This window comes from Actinomadura macrotermitis (assembly GCF_009604375.1).
Classification (GTDB): Bacteria; Actinomycetota; Actinomycetes; order Streptosporangiales; family Streptosporangiaceae; genus Spirillospora; species Spirillospora macrotermitis.
Genome location: NZ_WEGH01000002.1, coordinates 1,908,380 through 1,922,434, shown reverse-complemented (window position 1 = coordinate 1,922,434; position 14,055 = coordinate 1,908,380). Strand labels below are relative to the sequence as shown.

General features: G+C 72.9%; 16 protein-coding genes and 2 tRNA genes. 6 read left to right on the top strand and 12 right to left on the bottom strand.

Annotation, left to right across the window (positions count from 1 at the left end):
- Positions 1-21: 21 nt before the first annotated feature.
- The 8 genes from ACRB68_RS21135 to ACRB68_RS21100 all read right to left on the bottom strand — a co-directional run bounded on the left by ACRB68_RS21135 (position 22) and on the right by ACRB68_RS21100 (position 4,950).
- Positions 22-702, bottom strand: a complete 681-nt coding sequence (locus ACRB68_RS21135) for a GntR family transcriptional regulator (protein ID WP_153534611.1) — start codon at positions 700-702, stop codon at positions 22-24.
- 181 nt (positions 703-883) lie between these two features.
- Positions 884-1,468, bottom strand: coding sequence for a TMEM165/GDT1 family protein (locus ACRB68_RS21130; RefSeq protein WP_328594513.1), 585 nt, complete (start codon positions 1,466-1,468; stop codon positions 884-886).
- 194 nt (positions 1,469-1,662) lie between these two features.
- Positions 1,663-2,745, bottom strand: a complete 1,083-nt coding sequence (locus ACRB68_RS21125; protein WP_328594512.1) for a UDP-N-acetylmuramate dehydrogenase — start codon at positions 2,743-2,745, stop codon at positions 1,663-1,665.
- 153 nt (positions 2,746-2,898) lie between these two features.
- Entirely contained in the window at positions 2,899-3,324 is a 426-nt protein-coding gene (locus ACRB68_RS21120) for a MaoC family dehydratase (protein ID WP_153534607.1), read from the bottom strand.
- On the bottom strand, positions 3,324-3,761 hold the full coding sequence (locus tag ACRB68_RS21115) for a MaoC family dehydratase N-terminal domain-containing protein (protein ID WP_153534605.1): 438 nt from the start codon (positions 3,759-3,761) through the stop codon (positions 3,324-3,326). Before ACRB68_RS21115 ends, ACRB68_RS21120 begins: the two co-directional genes overlap by 1 nt.
- Positions 3,762-4,205: 444 nt before the next feature.
- Positions 4,206-4,370, bottom strand: a complete 165-nt coding sequence (gene rpmG / locus ACRB68_RS21110) for a 50S ribosomal protein L33 (protein ID WP_067812252.1) — start codon at positions 4,368-4,370, stop codon at positions 4,206-4,208.
- 116 nt (positions 4,371-4,486) lie between these two features.
- Positions 4,487-4,560, bottom strand: a tRNA-Met gene (locus ACRB68_RS21105).
- A 317-nt stretch (positions 4,561-4,877) separates the two neighbouring features.
- A tRNA-Thr gene (locus ACRB68_RS21100) sits at positions 4,878-4,950 on the bottom strand.
- 138 nt (positions 4,951-5,088) lie between these two features.
- Here ACRB68_RS21100 and ACRB68_RS21095 point away from each other — a divergent pair.
- On the top strand, positions 5,089-6,120 hold the full coding sequence (locus tag ACRB68_RS21095; protein WP_153534603.1) for a hypothetical protein: 1,032 nt from the start codon (positions 5,089-5,091) through the stop codon (positions 6,118-6,120).
- 22 nt (positions 6,121-6,142) lie between these two features.
- Here ACRB68_RS21095 and ACRB68_RS21090 read toward each other — a convergent pair whose 3' ends face one another.
- Complete coding sequence (locus tag ACRB68_RS21090) at positions 6,143-6,880, bottom strand: hypothetical protein (RefSeq protein WP_328594509.1); 738 nt, start codon at positions 6,878-6,880, stop codon at positions 6,143-6,145.
- Between the two features lie 44 nt (positions 6,881-6,924).
- Positions 6,925-7,425 carry a MarR family winged helix-turn-helix transcriptional regulator gene (locus tag ACRB68_RS21085; protein ID WP_153534601.1) on the bottom strand — a complete coding sequence of 167 codons (501 nt, stop codon included), beginning with the start codon at positions 7,423-7,425 and terminating at the stop codon, positions 6,925-6,927.
- Between the two features lie 105 nt (positions 7,426-7,530).
- Between ACRB68_RS21085 and ACRB68_RS21080 the strand changes: the two genes are divergently transcribed.
- The 4 genes from ACRB68_RS21080 (at position 7,531) to ACRB68_RS21065 (ending at position 12,126) form a co-directional block, all read left to right on the top strand.
- Positions 7,531-8,445: an EamA family transporter gene (locus tag ACRB68_RS21080; protein ID WP_153534599.1), complete on the top strand. Its 915-nt coding sequence runs from the start codon at positions 7,531-7,533 to the stop codon at positions 8,443-8,445.
- Positions 8,446-8,649: 204 nt separating this feature from the next.
- Positions 8,650-9,456, top strand: coding sequence for a hypothetical protein (locus tag ACRB68_RS21075; RefSeq protein ID WP_207709753.1), 807 nt, complete (start codon positions 8,650-8,652; stop codon positions 9,454-9,456).
- A gap of 90 nt (positions 9,457-9,546) precedes the next feature.
- The gene (locus ACRB68_RS21070) at positions 9,547-9,963 is read left to right on the top strand and encodes a hypothetical protein (RefSeq protein WP_153534597.1); all 417 of its coding nucleotides are present in this window, start codon (positions 9,547-9,549) and stop codon (positions 9,961-9,963) included.
- Positions 9,964-10,236: 273 nt separating this feature from the next.
- Positions 10,237-12,126, top strand: a complete 1,890-nt coding sequence (locus tag ACRB68_RS21065) for a Vgb family protein (RefSeq protein WP_153534595.1) — start codon at positions 10,237-10,239, stop codon at positions 12,124-12,126.
- A 10-nt stretch (positions 12,127-12,136) separates the two neighbouring features.
- Here ACRB68_RS21065 and ACRB68_RS21060 read toward each other — a convergent pair whose 3' ends face one another.
- Complete coding sequence (locus tag ACRB68_RS21060) at positions 12,137-12,910, bottom strand: glycosyltransferase (RefSeq protein ID WP_153534593.1); 774 nt, start codon at positions 12,908-12,910, stop codon at positions 12,137-12,139.
- A gap of 34 nt (positions 12,911-12,944) precedes the next feature.
- Here ACRB68_RS21060 and ACRB68_RS21055 point away from each other — a divergent pair, with 34 nt between their 5' ends.
- Positions 12,945-13,610: a dihydrofolate reductase family protein gene (locus tag ACRB68_RS21055; protein ID WP_194293386.1), complete on the top strand. Its 666-nt coding sequence runs from the start codon at positions 12,945-12,947 to the stop codon at positions 13,608-13,610.
- A 6-nt stretch (positions 13,611-13,616) separates the two neighbouring features.
- Here ACRB68_RS21055 and ACRB68_RS21050 read toward each other — a convergent pair whose 3' ends face one another.
- Positions 13,617-14,027 carry a hypothetical protein gene (locus tag ACRB68_RS21050; RefSeq protein ID WP_153534589.1) on the bottom strand — a complete coding sequence of 137 codons (411 nt, stop codon included), beginning with the start codon at positions 14,025-14,027 and terminating at the stop codon, positions 13,617-13,619.
- Positions 14,028-14,055: the final 28 nt, after the last annotated feature.

The window sequence follows — 14,055 nt, the reverse complement described above, 5'->3', positions numbered from 1 at the left end:
AGTGCTTGATAACTAACTTCGTCAAGCCTCCCGCCACCATCCCTGCCGCTCCATCCCGGCGACCATCAGCTCCCCCGCCCGCACGATGTGCGCGCGCATCCGCTCGCCCGCCTCCCCGGCGTCGGCGGCCCGCAGCGACGCCATGATCAGCCGGTGGTCCCGGACGGCCAGCGCGGGCCAGTCCGGCAGCCGCCCGTACCGGCCGCGCGGCACGTACCGGGCCAGCGACCCGAGCGTCCAGGCGAGTTTGGGCGACCCGGCGGCCAGGTTCACCTCCCGGTGGAAGCCGTGGTTGTGCTCCTCGGCGGCGCCCGGCCGGCCCGCCGCGAGCGCGTCCTCCAGCGCCCGCTGGTGGCCCGCCAGCCCGCGCAGCGCCGGCTCGGCGATCCGGGCGGCGGCGCGCGCGGCCAGCTCGGCCGCGATCGCGGCCTGCGCCCAGAACAGGTCCTGCACGTCCTGGCGGCCGAGCGGCGCGACCACGAAGCCGCGCCGCGGCTCCAGCAGCACGAAGCCCTCGCTGCGCAGCGACTGCAGCGCCTCGCGCACCGGCGTCACGCTGATGCCGAAGTCCAGCGCCAGCCGCTCCAGCCGCAGGAACTCCCCCGGCCGGACCCGGCCCGTCATGATCAGCTCCCGGATCCGCGCGGCCACCTCGTCGCTCAGCTGCGGGCGCAGCCCGAGGCCGCGGCCGGGTCGTGCCATCACCACGTCGTTCGCCCGCCCCACCAGGGCCCTCCCGCGACGGGGGGCGCCGCGGGGGCGAAGGGCCCTGTCCTCATCATGCGCGCCCGGACGCCCGGGCGGAACTCAGCGGGCACTCCAAAACGATTGACCGCGCAGGGCACACGGTCCCGTAGGTTTCCCACGCCACCCCGCGCGGGCCTCACCAGGCGCGGACGCCCTCGACGATCAGCAGCACGCCGAAGATCGCGAACCCGGCCGCCGCGCCGTACTTGATGAACCGCTCCGGCAGCCGCTTGCCCAGCTGCCGCCCGACCACGATGGCGAGCGCGTCGGCGGCGACCATGCCGACGGTGGAGCCGATCCACACCCCGGTCAGCCCCCACAGGCCCGGGTGGTCGGCGGCCAGGGTGACGGTCGCCAGCATCGTCTTGTCGCCCAGCTCGGCCAGGAAGAACGCGGTGCCGACCGCCAGGATCGCCGAGCCGGTGGCCCTGCCCGCGCGGGCCTCCTCCTCGTCGTCCAGCTCGTCGCCGCGCAGCGTCCACGCCGCGAAGCCGAGGAACGCCAGGCCGGCCAGCAGGGAGATCGGGCCGGTCGGCAGCACCGCGCCGAACGCGGCGCCGACCGCGACGCTGGCCAGGTGCACCAGCGCGGTCGCGGCCGTGATGCCGGCCAGCACCGGAAGGGTCTTGAAGCGGGTGGCGAACGTCATGGCCATGAGCTGGCTCTTGTCGCCCAGCTCGGCCACGAAGATCACGACCAGGCTGATGATGAGTGCGGACACGTGTCCCTCTCGCTCGGGCGCCGGGCGAGGGCCGGCGGGCGCGCGACCTCGGCCCGGCGGGGTAGGACTGCCGGGCCGAAGGTCTCGTCCGCCTCACGTGAGGCCCGCGTGACCGGGCGCCCTCGGGCGCCAGTGTGTCGACCACGCGATTCGGGACTACTCCCCTTCGACGGGGATCACTCTATCAACCCTGGTCAGAGCTGGACGCCGACGAACACCGGCTCGTTGACCAGCTCGACGCCGAACGCCTCGCGCACCCCGTCGCGGACCTCGCGGGCCAGCTCCAGCAGGTCGGCGGTGCTGGCGCCGGACGGGTTGGTGAGCGCCAGCGTGTGCTTGCCGGAGATGCGCACCGGGCCGCGGGCGTGGCCCTTGGCGAACCCGGCGCGGTCGATCAGCCAGGCCGCCGAGGTCTTGGTGCGCGGCGAGCCGTCCAGCGCGGACGCCTCGGGGTAGCGCGGGAACGTCGCGTCCGGGCCGAGCCGCGCGGCGACGCGGCGCTCCAGCTCGGCGACCTGCGCCGCGTCCAGGATCGGGTTGGTGAAGAACGAGCCGGCGCTGCGGGTGTCGGGGTCGGCGGGGTCCAGCACCATGCCCTTGCCGCGGCGCAGCTCCAGCACCGCGTCGCGGGCCTCCTTCAGCGGGACGCGCGCGCCGGGCGTCACGCCCAGCCTGCGGGCCAGCTCGGGGTAGGCGATCGGCTGCGACTCGTCGGCCTCGACCAGCGCGTACACGACCTCCAGCACCACGTACCGGTCCGAGCCCTTGAAGACGCTGTGCCGGTAGGTGAAGCGGCAGGCGGCGTGGTCGAGGGTGACGCACGCCCTGGCCTGCCGGTCGTAGGCGCGGACCTCCACGATCGTCTCGCCGACGTCCTGGCCGTAGGCGCCGACGTTCTGGATCGGGGTCGCGCCGACCCGGCCGGGGATGCCCGACAGGCACTCCACGCCCGCCAGGCCGTCCTGCACGCAGCGCGCCACGAACGGGTCCCACTCCTCGCCGGCCTGGACGCGCAGCAGGGCGCGGCCGTTCTCGCCGGGCAGCCGCTCGGTGCCGCGGGTGCCGACATGGATCACCGTGCCGGGGAAGCCGTCGTCGGAGACGACCAGGTTGCTGCCGCCGCCGAGGACCAGCACCGGCTCGCCCGCCTCGTCGGCGCGGCGGACCGCGGCGACCAGCTCGGCCTCGGTGGTGGCCTCCACGAAGCGGCGGGCGGGACCGCCGAGCCGCAGCGTGGTGTACCCGGCCAGGTTCACTTCTTCGGCGAACACCGCCACGTCGTCACTCCCCCTCCCAGGAACGGTGTTGTGTGCATGCACGCACAGTTCCTGTGCGTGCATGCACACAACACCGGGGGCGATGCTATGCCCCTCGGCGCGCGCTTGTGCGCACCGAGGGGCACAAGTGCGCCGCCGGACGCCGGGCGGGTCTCAGGCGAGACGGACGACGGCCTTGGCCCGGGTGAGCACCTTCTGCTCGCTGGAGCGGGCGGTGAGCGCCACGACGACGCGGTTGTCGTCCAGCTTCTGCTCGACCTTCCCGCTGATCTCCAGCGCCGCGCCGCCCTCGTCGGGCACCACGACCGGCGCGGAGAACCGCACGCCGTAGTCGAGCACGGCGCCGGGGTCGCCCACCCAGTCGGTGACGAACCGGCCGCCCTGCGCCATGGTGTACATGCCGTGCGCGATGACGTCGGGCAGGCCGACCTTCCTGGCGAAGTTCTCGCGCCAGTGGATCGGGTTGAAGTCGCCGGAGGCGCCGGCGTACATCACCAGGTTCATCCGGTCGATCTGGTAGGTCTGGGCGGGGATCTCGGTGCCGACCTCGACGTCGTCGTACTTCACCTGCGCGGTCATCAGGCCCCCCGCTCCACGATCGTGTTGTAGGACTTGCACACCAGCTCGCCGTCGACCGTTTTGATGTCGGTCTCCACGACCAGCTTCTCGTTGTTGCCGATCGACTTGATCTCGGTGATCGTCGAGGTGCAGGTCACCACGTCGCCGGGGCGCATCGGCCGGACGTGCTCGAACCGCTGCTCGCCGTGCACCACCATCGCGTAGTTCAGGCCGAGCCCGGGGTCGGCCAGCGCCGAGCTGCCGAGCGAGACCACGATGGGGAAGGTCGGCGGGGCGATCACGTCGGGGTGCCCGGCGGCCTTGGCGGCCTCGGGGTCCCGGTAGATCGGGTTGCGGTCGCCGATGGCGTCCGCGAACTCCCGGATCTTCACCCGGCTGACCTCGTACGGCTCGCTGGGCGGGAAGGCCCGCCCGATGAAATCACGGTTGAGTGCCATGCAATCCGTCCCTCCAGGTCGAACTGGCCCTGCGGCCTGCGGACACCGCGCCCCAAGCATCCGCTTACCTACCCGACGGACCGTAACAGAACGACGTTCAGCCCGCCCTCGCGGGTGTGGCTGCGAGGACGGGCTGAGTACGTCAGGGCAAGCTGTGCTGGAGAAGTCCGCCGGGCGGGGCCAGGTGCCACGGCGGGGACTGCCTCCGCTTGAGCCCGGGAGTCGAGTCGTGCGGTGAGTGCCGGCCCTGAATAGAGAGCGGTACTTCCGCTTGACTCTGACTAGCGGGTTTCGCGGTGCGCGCGGTGGGTGCCGGCCCCGTGCAGGAGCGCAGCGGGCAGTACTTCTGCCCTAACCCGAGCTAGCGGGTTTCGCGGTGCGCACGGTGGGTGCCGGCCCCGTGCAGGAGCGCAGCGGGCAGTACTTCTTCTGCCCTAACCCGAGCTAGCGGGTTTCGCGGTGCGCGCGGTGGGTGCGGCAGTTGGGGCAGTACTTCTTGATCTCCAGGCGGTCCGGGTCGTTGCGCCGGTTCTTCCGCGTGATGTAGTTGCGGTGCTTGCACTCCTGGCAGGCCAGCGTGATCTTCGGCCGTACGTCGGTGGCAGCCACGATGGAGTGCCTTTCTGAGCTAGGGATAAGGACGAGCTTCGATCCCCCGGGGAGGGAGACCGAGTGGATCAACCCAGCCTTCTCGCCCCCGTGAGGGGGGCGAGAGGCTCGGGTAGTAGCGAGGGCCGGACTTGAACCGGCGACACAGCGATTATGAGCCGCTTGCTCTGCCTGACTGAGCTACCCCGCCGAGATGGCCACGGTGGACCGGCTTGCAAGGATACCGGATATCCACTGGACCTCGGAATCACGAGAACCCGAACTGCTTGGGGCCGGGGACCCGGTTTCCGGAGGCCGCCTCGCGGACCGGTTCCCAGGTTACCGCCTGTGCCGGTGACCTGCGAATCGTCCCGCTGGGACCGGAGAGACGGTATCACGGCGCCCGGTAAGCCACGAAATCAGGCCGGGCGCGAGCGGGTCGGCGCCGGCGAGATCATCTTCCATTCGGCTCCCGGAACGGCGAGAGGCCGGTCCCGATGAAGATCGGAACCGGCCTCTGACCTGCGGAGCCCCTTTACGGAATCGAACCGTAGACCTTCTCCTTACCATGGAGACGCTCTGCCGACTGAGCTAAAGGGGCCTGTCGCTTGCGTTCTTTCGTTCGCGGCGACGGGTGTAACCATACACGGCCCGGGCACCGGATACGAAATCGAATCCGGTGCCGGGCCGGAGCCGGCGCGACGGCGTCCGGGACGCCCGTTGTGCCAGGCTGATCATCATGGATCAGGGTTTCCTCCAGCACGTCGACGCGACGGTCCACGCCGCCGTCACCGAGGATCAGGCGTTCGGCGAGCTGATGCCGCGGCTCATGCAGTGGTCGCAGAGCGTGCCGGTGCCGGTGCTGAACATGGCGATGACGAAGATGGGCGAGGGGATCGCCGCCGCCCCGCCGAACCTCGGCTCGTTCCTGGCGGTCATCGCGGGCGCCTGGGTGGAGCAGGGCGCGACGACCTTCGGGGTGGACGGGCCGGTGCTGGCCCGCACCTTCGAGGTGGCCGCGATCGCGGCCGGCTTCGCGGCGGCCTGGCGGGGCGCGACCGGCGGGGCGCCGCCGGACCCCGAGCGCGACGGGCCGTCCCAGCGGATCGTCGACACCGTCGCGGGCCGGGTCGCCGACCCGGTCGAGGCGATGATGGCGTGGTTCGGGATGGAGAAGTACGCGCTCGCCGCGCACACGATGCTGTGCAGGTCGCCGGAGCTGCGGGCGTCGGTCGCCGACCGGGCGGACAAGATCCGGCTGGCCGGCTCCCTCGCCGAGCACACCGACCGCTGGGTGGGGGTGGCCAAGCTGCTGAACGTCCTGGACGGCGAGCGGCTGCTGGTGCTGGACCGCAAGTCCGGGCAGGGCTGGACGGTCACCATCGGCGGCATCGGCGACAACTTCCAGCTGCACATGCTGCTCGGCGGCGCGCTGATCGGGCGGCCGGGCGGGATGCCGGGCGAGCCGGTCCCGGCCGACATCGTGGCGTATTTCACCGACACCGACGTGCCCGAGCCGCCGCCGGTGACGCAGAGCCCGTGGCGGCTGACCGACGCGCACGGCGGGCAGATCTTCAACGAGGGCGTGCCCGCCGACATCCCGGCGGTGAACGGCACCCGCGTCGTCGTCCTGGACCCGCCGCCCTACACGCACAGCTTCCCGGCGGGCCGGCACCATCCGATGATGACCGGCACCCTCACGGTCGACGGCCTGCACCTGCCCGAGGACCTGTCGGGCTGGTGGCCGCACATCGCCCCGGCCCGTGGTTAGGGCCCGTGGTCAGGGCCCGCGGCTAGAAGCGGATCATGACGGCGGTGGCGTCGTCGTACCGTTTGCCGCGCCGGCCGGCGCCGTCGTCGGCGGCCTCGGCCAAGCGGGTGCGCCGGATGAGCTCGCGCGGGCCCGCGCCGTCCAGCAGGTCCAGCAGGCCGTTCCAGTCCGCGAGGCCGAAGCGGTCGACGAGGCGGGACGCGCCGTCGGTCAGCACCGCCGCGCGCCGCACCCCGGCGGCCCGGCCGGTGAGCGCCTGGTGGGCGGCCTCGGGCCGGGCCGCGGCGACCCAGAACCCGCCGGGGCTGTTGCGCGCGGCGCGCACCGCCTCGTCGGTGTAGCTCGGCAGGCGGTCGACGCGGTCGTCCTTGATCACCCGCAGCTCGCCGGTGTCGATCAGCACCGGGGAGTCGGCCAGCACGAGCCAGTCGGCGGTGCCGCCGTCGTGGCGCAGCATCGCCACGGCCGCCGAGGGGCCGTCGGGGTTGCCCAGGTCGCAGGCGCCGCCGTGCGCCCCGCGGACGGCCTCGATGGCGCCGGCGAGCAGGTCGGCGAGGGGCTCGCCGCCGCCGAGGGCGAGGCGCGCGGCGAGGGCGCCGCCGAGGCGGCGCACCAGCCAGCCGGGGTCGTGCGCGCAGCCGGTCGCCACGCCGGGCCGCGCGGTCGCGCCGTCCAGCACCACGACCCAGCCGGGGCCGGCCACCACGTGGTCCTCGTTCGCCCGCCCGGGCGTCGCCTCGCTCGCGAAAGTCACCTGCACGCCGTCGTGTCTACCGGGCGGCGGACCGGGGCGGTACCCCCGGCTCAGCTGAGCGAGGTGTCGTCGAGCGCCTCCAGCAGGACGCGCAGCGCGCCCGTCAGCTCGTCCCGGGCCCCGGGGCCCAGCGCCCCGAGGATGCGCGCCTCGTTCGCCACGTGCGCGTCGATCGTCTCCTCGACCTTGGCGTGGCCCTGCTCGGTGAGCCGGACCAGGACCGTCCGCCGGTCCTTGTCGTCGGCGACGCGCTCGACCAGGCCCTTGGCGGCGAGCCGGTCGATCCGGTTGGTGATGGCGCCGGAGGTCACCATCGACGACCGGTTCAGGGCGCCCGCCGTCAGCGCGTAGGGGGGGCCGGAGCGGCGCAGCGTGTAGAGCACGTCGGCCTCCCAGAACTCCAGCCCGTAGCGGGCGAAGAAGTCCTTCAGCTCCCGGTCCAGCAGGCGGGACAGGCGGTTGATCCGCCCGACGACGCCCATCGGCCAGCTGTCGGTCCCGGGGCGCTCGCGCCGCCACTGCTCGATGATCAGGTCCACCGCGTCGGCCATCGGTTTCCTCTCGACGTTGGAAGTCTCAACGTTAAACTACTTGACGTTGAAGCTTCCGGCGTGGTGTTATCTCAACGTTGAGATTATCAATGAAGAGAGATCGACATGGCCGTCATCGCCGCCCCCCGCGTCCCCGCCCTGCGCACCGCCCCCGACCTGGCCCTCACCGCCCTGGCCCCCGCCGCCTGGGGCACCACCTACGTCGTCACGGCCACCCTGCTGCCGCCCGACCGCCCCCTGCTCGCCGCCACCCTGCGCGCCCTGCCGGCCGGTCTGATCCTGCTCGCGGCCACCCGCCGCCTGCCCGCCGGCGCCTGGTGGTGGCGGTCGGCGGTGCTCGGCCTGCTGAACTTCGGCGCGTTCTTCCCGCTGCTGTTCTTCGCGGCCTACCGGCTGCCGGGCGGCGTCGCGGCCACGATCGGCTCCGTCCAGCCCCTGGTCGTCGCCCTGTTCTCGCTGCTGATCCTGCGGCTGAAGCCCACCGCCCGGCTGCTCGCCGCCGCGCTCGTCGGCACCGGCGGCGTCGCCCTGCTGACGCTGACGGCGCAGGCCCGCCTGGACCCGCTCGGCATCGCCGCCATGCTCACCGCGACCTCGCTGATGGGCCTGGCGGTCGTGCTCACCAAGAAGTGGGGCCGGCCCGAGGGCGTCCCGCTGCTCGCCGTCACCGGCTGGCAGCTCACCCTCGGCGGCCTGATGATCGCGCCGCTCACCCTCGCCACCGAGGGCCTGCCCGCCACGCTGACCGGCCGCAACCTGCTCGGCTTCCTCTACCTCGGCGTCGTCGGCACGGCCGTCACCTACGCCCTGTGGTTCCGCGGCATCCAGCGCCTCGCGCCGACCTCGGTCTCCCTGCTCGGCCTGGTCAACCCGCTGGTCGCCACCGTCGGCGGGCTGGTCTTCCTCGGCCAGGTCCTCACCGGCTGGCAGTCGCTCGGCCTCGCCGTCGCCCTCGGCGCCCTGGTCGCCGGCCAGACCCGCGCCCGCCGCGCGCCTGAAAAGCCGCTCGACGCCTCCTGAACGAAGTCCGCATGTGGCCGGAACTCCACTGCGAGATTGACCAGATTGACCTCTTCCGTAAAGATCGCACATCTGTGGCTCACACCCACAGGCTCCGGGGTGGAGAGGCCCGCTGGACCAGCTGCCGAGGGTCCAGCGGGCCGCCGCGCGTGCAGGCGGCCGTCACCCGGACGGCCATCCTTACCGGATGGGCATCGCGGCCGAGTGCGAACCGACGAAAACAGTCGCATTCCCCTGGCGCAGCGAACCGATCACCGGCCGCCGGCCAGGGCGGGCGCCACGCTGACGGCCCGGCGGCCGATGCGCTTTGATCATGATGTGAACCACCACGATCTGCTCGGCGCGGCCATTCGGAACAATGCCTCATGGTGCGCGGCGGTCTGCCGTTCACACGGCTTCCCGGGCGTTCTCACCGCCCGGCTGTGGTGGAACCCGCATCATGATCTGGAGCTGTATCCCCAGGCCATCACCCTGACCCCGGACGTTTCGGCATCGGAGGTGGCAGCGGGACACCGGCCGGCGGCCGTCAAGGACAGCTTCGCCCGGCTCGACCTGGGTCCGTACGGCCTGAGCGTCCTCTTCGAAGCCGAGTGGATCGCCCACACCACCCCGGCGCTCCCTCCCCTGTCCTCTGATCTGCGGTGGGATCGCGTGACCGACGCCGGCGGGCTGGACCGCTGGGAGAGCGCGTGGGCCCCGGGCGGCCGCGGCCGCGGCCCGCTGTTCCGGCCCGAACTGCTCGCCGACGCCCGGTGCGCCGTCCTGGCCGGTCACAGGGACGGCCGGCTCGTCGCGGGCGTCATCGCCTACAGCGCCGACGGCGTCGTCGGGATCTCCAACCTCTTCGGCACCGGACTGCCGGCCGAGAGCCTGTGGGCCGGCGCCCTTCACGCGGCCGGCCGCCTCGCGCCGGGCCGGCCGATCGTCGGCTACGAGAGCGGCACCGACCTCGCAGCCGCCGAGCAGGCCGGCTGCCGGCCCCTCGGAGCCCTGCGCGTCTGGACGGCCTGACGCCCGGGAGAGGCGCGTCCCTCCCGGAGCGCCGCCGCAACGGCGCCGCTAGTCTGTGCGCTCCCCATCCCCCTGCCGAGGAGGCCGCCCATGCTCCGACCGATCGCCGCGACGGCACTGATCCTGGTCCTGGCCACCGGCTGCGGCGGCGGGAACGACGACGGCGGTGGCAGCGGCGGCAAGAGCGGCGCCCCCGCCCCGGCCGCGAGTGCGGGCGTCCCGACCGCGCCCGTCACGACGAACGGCGTCACGCCCGGCCGCGCCGCGCCGTCCAAGCTGGACGGCATGTGGACGTCCGGCACGGTCAAGCTGTCCTTCTACCGCGGCGCGGCGGCGCTCAGCACGCCGAACTTCTGCACCGGCACGGTCGACGCGCACAACGCGATCACGCTGACGTGCGCCGACAACTCCACCGCGCGGACCTCGGGCAAGGCCGTCGTCCGCGGTTCCGCGCTCACGGTCACCTGGGCGGGCGGCACCGTGGACAAGCTGACCCGCAAGAGCTGAGCCGCAGGAACCGCCCCTCACCGTGCCGCACGGCCCCGTGTCCCACCGGACGCGGGGCCGTTTCGCTGTGTCCTCGATCACTCGCGCGCAGACGTGCAGCTCAGCGGGGTGGTTGGCAGGGTGGCCGGATCCGGCCACAGATAAACGATCTTGTTGTATCAGTGGTTACTGACGAGTTTTTATGACCCTCACAAATTCGTTTTACGCCCGGACCCCGCCCCCGCCCGCTTTCCTTCCGCGTGTTCGACCGGGGTCCGACCAAGGAGGCGAAGCATGCGTCGAAGGACGCGCGCGGGGGCCGTGGCACTGACCGCGGTCCTGGGCACCACCTCGTTCCTGGCCGTCACGGCCGGCGCCGCACACGCCGGGACCGCGACCGAGTACTCCCTCCCGATCGCCGACGTCGCGCCGACCGGCCTGGCCGGCGGGCCCGGCGGGAGCGTCTGGTTCACCGAGACCTCGGGAGGCATCGGCCAGATCACCGCCTCGGGGAAGGTGAAGGAGTACCAGGTCCCCCGCAACTCGCGGAACCTCAAGGGCGTCCCCGCCGCGATGGCCAACGGGACCGACGGCTCCATCTGGTACACCGACACCTCCACGACCGCCCCCCGCCTCGGGCGCGTGGACCCGGCCACCGGCGCCTCCACGCTGTTCGAGCTGCCGACCTCCGGCCCGCTGAGCTTCCCCTTCAGCATGGTCAACTCGATCGCGCCCGGCGCGAACGGCACGATGTGGTTCTCCGGCCTGGACTCCGGTGTGCTCGGGAAGATCGACGCCTCCGGCAACGTCACCCTGTACGCGGCGGGCGGCTCCCCCAGCGCGGTGACGCTCGGCAAGGACGGCGCGGTCTGGTACGCCGAGCAGACCGGCGGCGCCGGCCGGCTCGACCCGGCCACCGGCGAGGTCAGGAGGTTCCCGGCGCCGGACGCGGTGGCGGGCTCCCCGATCTCGGCCGACATCGTCACCGGCGCCGACGGCAGGATCTGGTTCACCAAGCCCGGCATCAACCGGATCACCTCGATCGACCCGGCCACCGGCGCGATGACCGATTACACGCCGTCGGTCGCCGACTCCAGGCCGACCGGGCTGCTGGCCGGCCCGGACGGGCGGATCTGGTTCGCCGAGTCCGCCGCCAGCAACATCGGCGTGATCGACGCCTCCGGCACCATCACCGAGTACCCGCTGCCGGCGACGCTGTCCGCGCCGCGCGCGCTGGCGTTCGGCCCCGGCGGCAAGATCTGGTACTCGGCGCCCGGCCGCGGCCGGATCGGGTCCTTCGACCCCGCCTCCCCGCCGAGCGGCCCGTACCACGCCGCGACCCCGCCGCTGACCACGGGCACCTTCCCGCAGGCGGCCCCGGCCTACTCGGCCCGCTGCACGGTCGGCATGATCTGCCAGACGCAGATCGTGACCGGCGGCGAGATGCGGATCGGCGACTTCGTGCAGAAGCTGCCGCGCGGCGCGATCCGGGTCACCGGCGGGATCAACGACCTGACCGACATCGAGAACATCCCGCTGGTGAAGCCGGTCGTCGGCGCCCAGCTGGAGGCCAAGGAGCTGGAGGTCCCCGGCGGCCTCGTCGGCCGGCTGCCGCTGGTCGGCCCGATCCTCGGCAAGTCGCCCGCGGCGATGTGGGCGGTCAACCGGCTCACCGTGACGCAGTCGCTCGCGGCTCCGCCGACCGCCTACTTCAACAGCAGCGGCGGCCTCGGCGCGCGGCTGTCGCTGAACCTGAAGCTGAACAACACCCTGCTCGGTCCCAGCTGCGTCATCGGCCCGGTGAACGCCGCGCTCGAACCGGACCCGGTGTCGGGCGCGTTCGCCAACGACCAGGTGCTCGGCTGGACCACCGCCGCGGTGTCGATCAAGGCCCCGGTCGCCGTGCCGGCCGCCAAGGGCTGCGGCCCGGGCGGCATCCTCAACGGCGTCGTCGACCAGCTGATGGGCCTGCCGTCGGGCTCGGCGAAGAACTCGCTGACCCTGGACGGGGTGCTGTCGCTGGCCGGCGGCACCAACCCGTCCAACGTCAAGTCGATGCAGGCCAAGCCGGGCACGACGCTGTCCCCGGCGCTGCAGAGGCTGCTGGCCCCCGCGGCCAAGAAGAAGCACGCCCTGCCGAAGGCGCCCAAGAAGGTCAAGCTCCGCCTGACCGCCCGCCACTAGGCGACCGGCTCTACCGACCGCCGCCGTCCGCAGCCAGCGGGCGGCGGCGGTCGCCGTTCGCCGAGGTCAGGAAGCCCGCCCGGACGGCGTCCAGGCGCTGGCGGATCAGGGCGTCCTGGTGCCGCTGCCAGGTGTCGGTCTTGTCCGGGTGCGTGCTCTGGCCGGGGTGCTTGCGGTAGAGCCAGGTCACCGCGGGCTCCTGGTAGCCGTCGAAGACCTCGCTGAGGGCGATGAACAGCAGGACGTCCTGGGCGCGGGGCAGCGCCCCCCAGCCGCCGAACGCGCGTACCAGGCCGGTGGGGGCGACCAGGCCGGCGCACGCCGCCTGGCAGAGGCCCGTCTCCTCGTACAGGGCGCCGATCGTCCCGGCGGGGACCAGGCCGCAGGGGTACATCAGCGGGTAGGGCGCCCGCTCGCCGTCGATCAGGTCGTCCGCCTGGCCGATGGCCCAGCCGATGCCGGGGTGCTCGTCGAAGGCCGGGATGAGGGCGGCCAGGCCGTCCGGCAGCAGGACGTCGTCGTAGTCCAGGACGGCGACCAGCTCGCCGCGGGCCCGGCTCAGGGCGAAGTTGCGGGTCGTGCCGGTCCCGAGCTGCGCGCCGTTCGCCTCGTACCGGGCGCCCGGGCACAGCTCACGCGCCGAGGGCGCGTCGCCGTCCTCCTGCACGAGCCATTCCAGCTCCCAGCCCGGCGGCAGGCGCTGCGCGGCGACGCTCGCGGCGGCCTGCCCGAGATAGCCGGGCACCGGCTCGCGCACGGCGGTGATGATCGAGATCAGCGGCATGTCTCTCCTTCTGCCGGTCCCCTACAGTGCACGGATGGACATGGACGCGATGATCGAGGCCTACGCCTACCCCGACCGCACGCCGTGGCTCCGCGCCAACATGATCATGACGTTGGACGGCGGCATCCAGTACAAGGGCAACACCAGCGCGATCGGCTACCCCGCCGACTGGGAGCTTATGCAGCGGCTGCGGATGCTCGCCGACGTGGTCGTCATGGGCGCGACCACGGTCCGCGAGTACGACGCGTTCCCGGCGGACGCGCCGCCGCTCGCCATCGTGTCGCGCAGCCTCGACCTGGACTTCGACGGGCCGATCTTCGACAAGGCGCACCGGCGGCCGATCGTCATCACCTGCGAGGCCGCCCCGCCGGACCGGCTGCGGCTGGCCGAGGACCGGGCCGACGTGCTGATCTGCGGTTCGGCGTCGGCGGACATCGGCCGCGCGCTGTCCGAGCTCACCGCGCGCGGCCACCAGCGCCTGCTCTGCGAGGGCGGCCCGACGCTGCTCGCCGAGGTCGCCGCCGCCGGCTGGCTGCACGAGCTGTGCCTCACGCTCAGCCCGGTGATCACCGCGGGCGACGCCGCCCGCATCCTGGACGGCCCCGTCATCGACCTGCAGCGGATGCGGTTCCAGCACGCGATCCCCGACGGGGACTACCTGTTCCTGCGCTACCTCAAGGACGAGGGCGCGGCGGGCTGAGCGTGCTCACTCGTCCGGCGTGGCCGCATGGCCGGGCCGCCCGGGCGTGCGGCGCTGCTCCTTCAGGCGCGCCTCGTGCAGGTGGCGGCGCCCGCCCACCAGCGCCTCCCGCACCTTGTGCTCAAGCCGGCGGAACGGCTCGTAATAGGTGTCCTCGTACTCCTCGATGACCTGGAAGGTCCAGCGGCCGTGCAGGACGTTGCGGCCGACGAGCTCGGCGTCCAGCTCCTTGGCGAGTTCCTCGTGCCCCGCCCTGGCCAGCAGCTCCACGGCGTCCCCGAGGGCGAAGTCGGCCTTCCCGGTGAGCTGGTGGAACGCGTACAGATGCCCGCGCGCACGCTCGATGGTCTCCAGTGCCTCGCTCACCCCGCCCACGGCTTCGATGGTGAGGTCGTCCGGCTGTTCCGAGTCGGTCATGCCACAGCACTACCCCGCACGCGGCGGA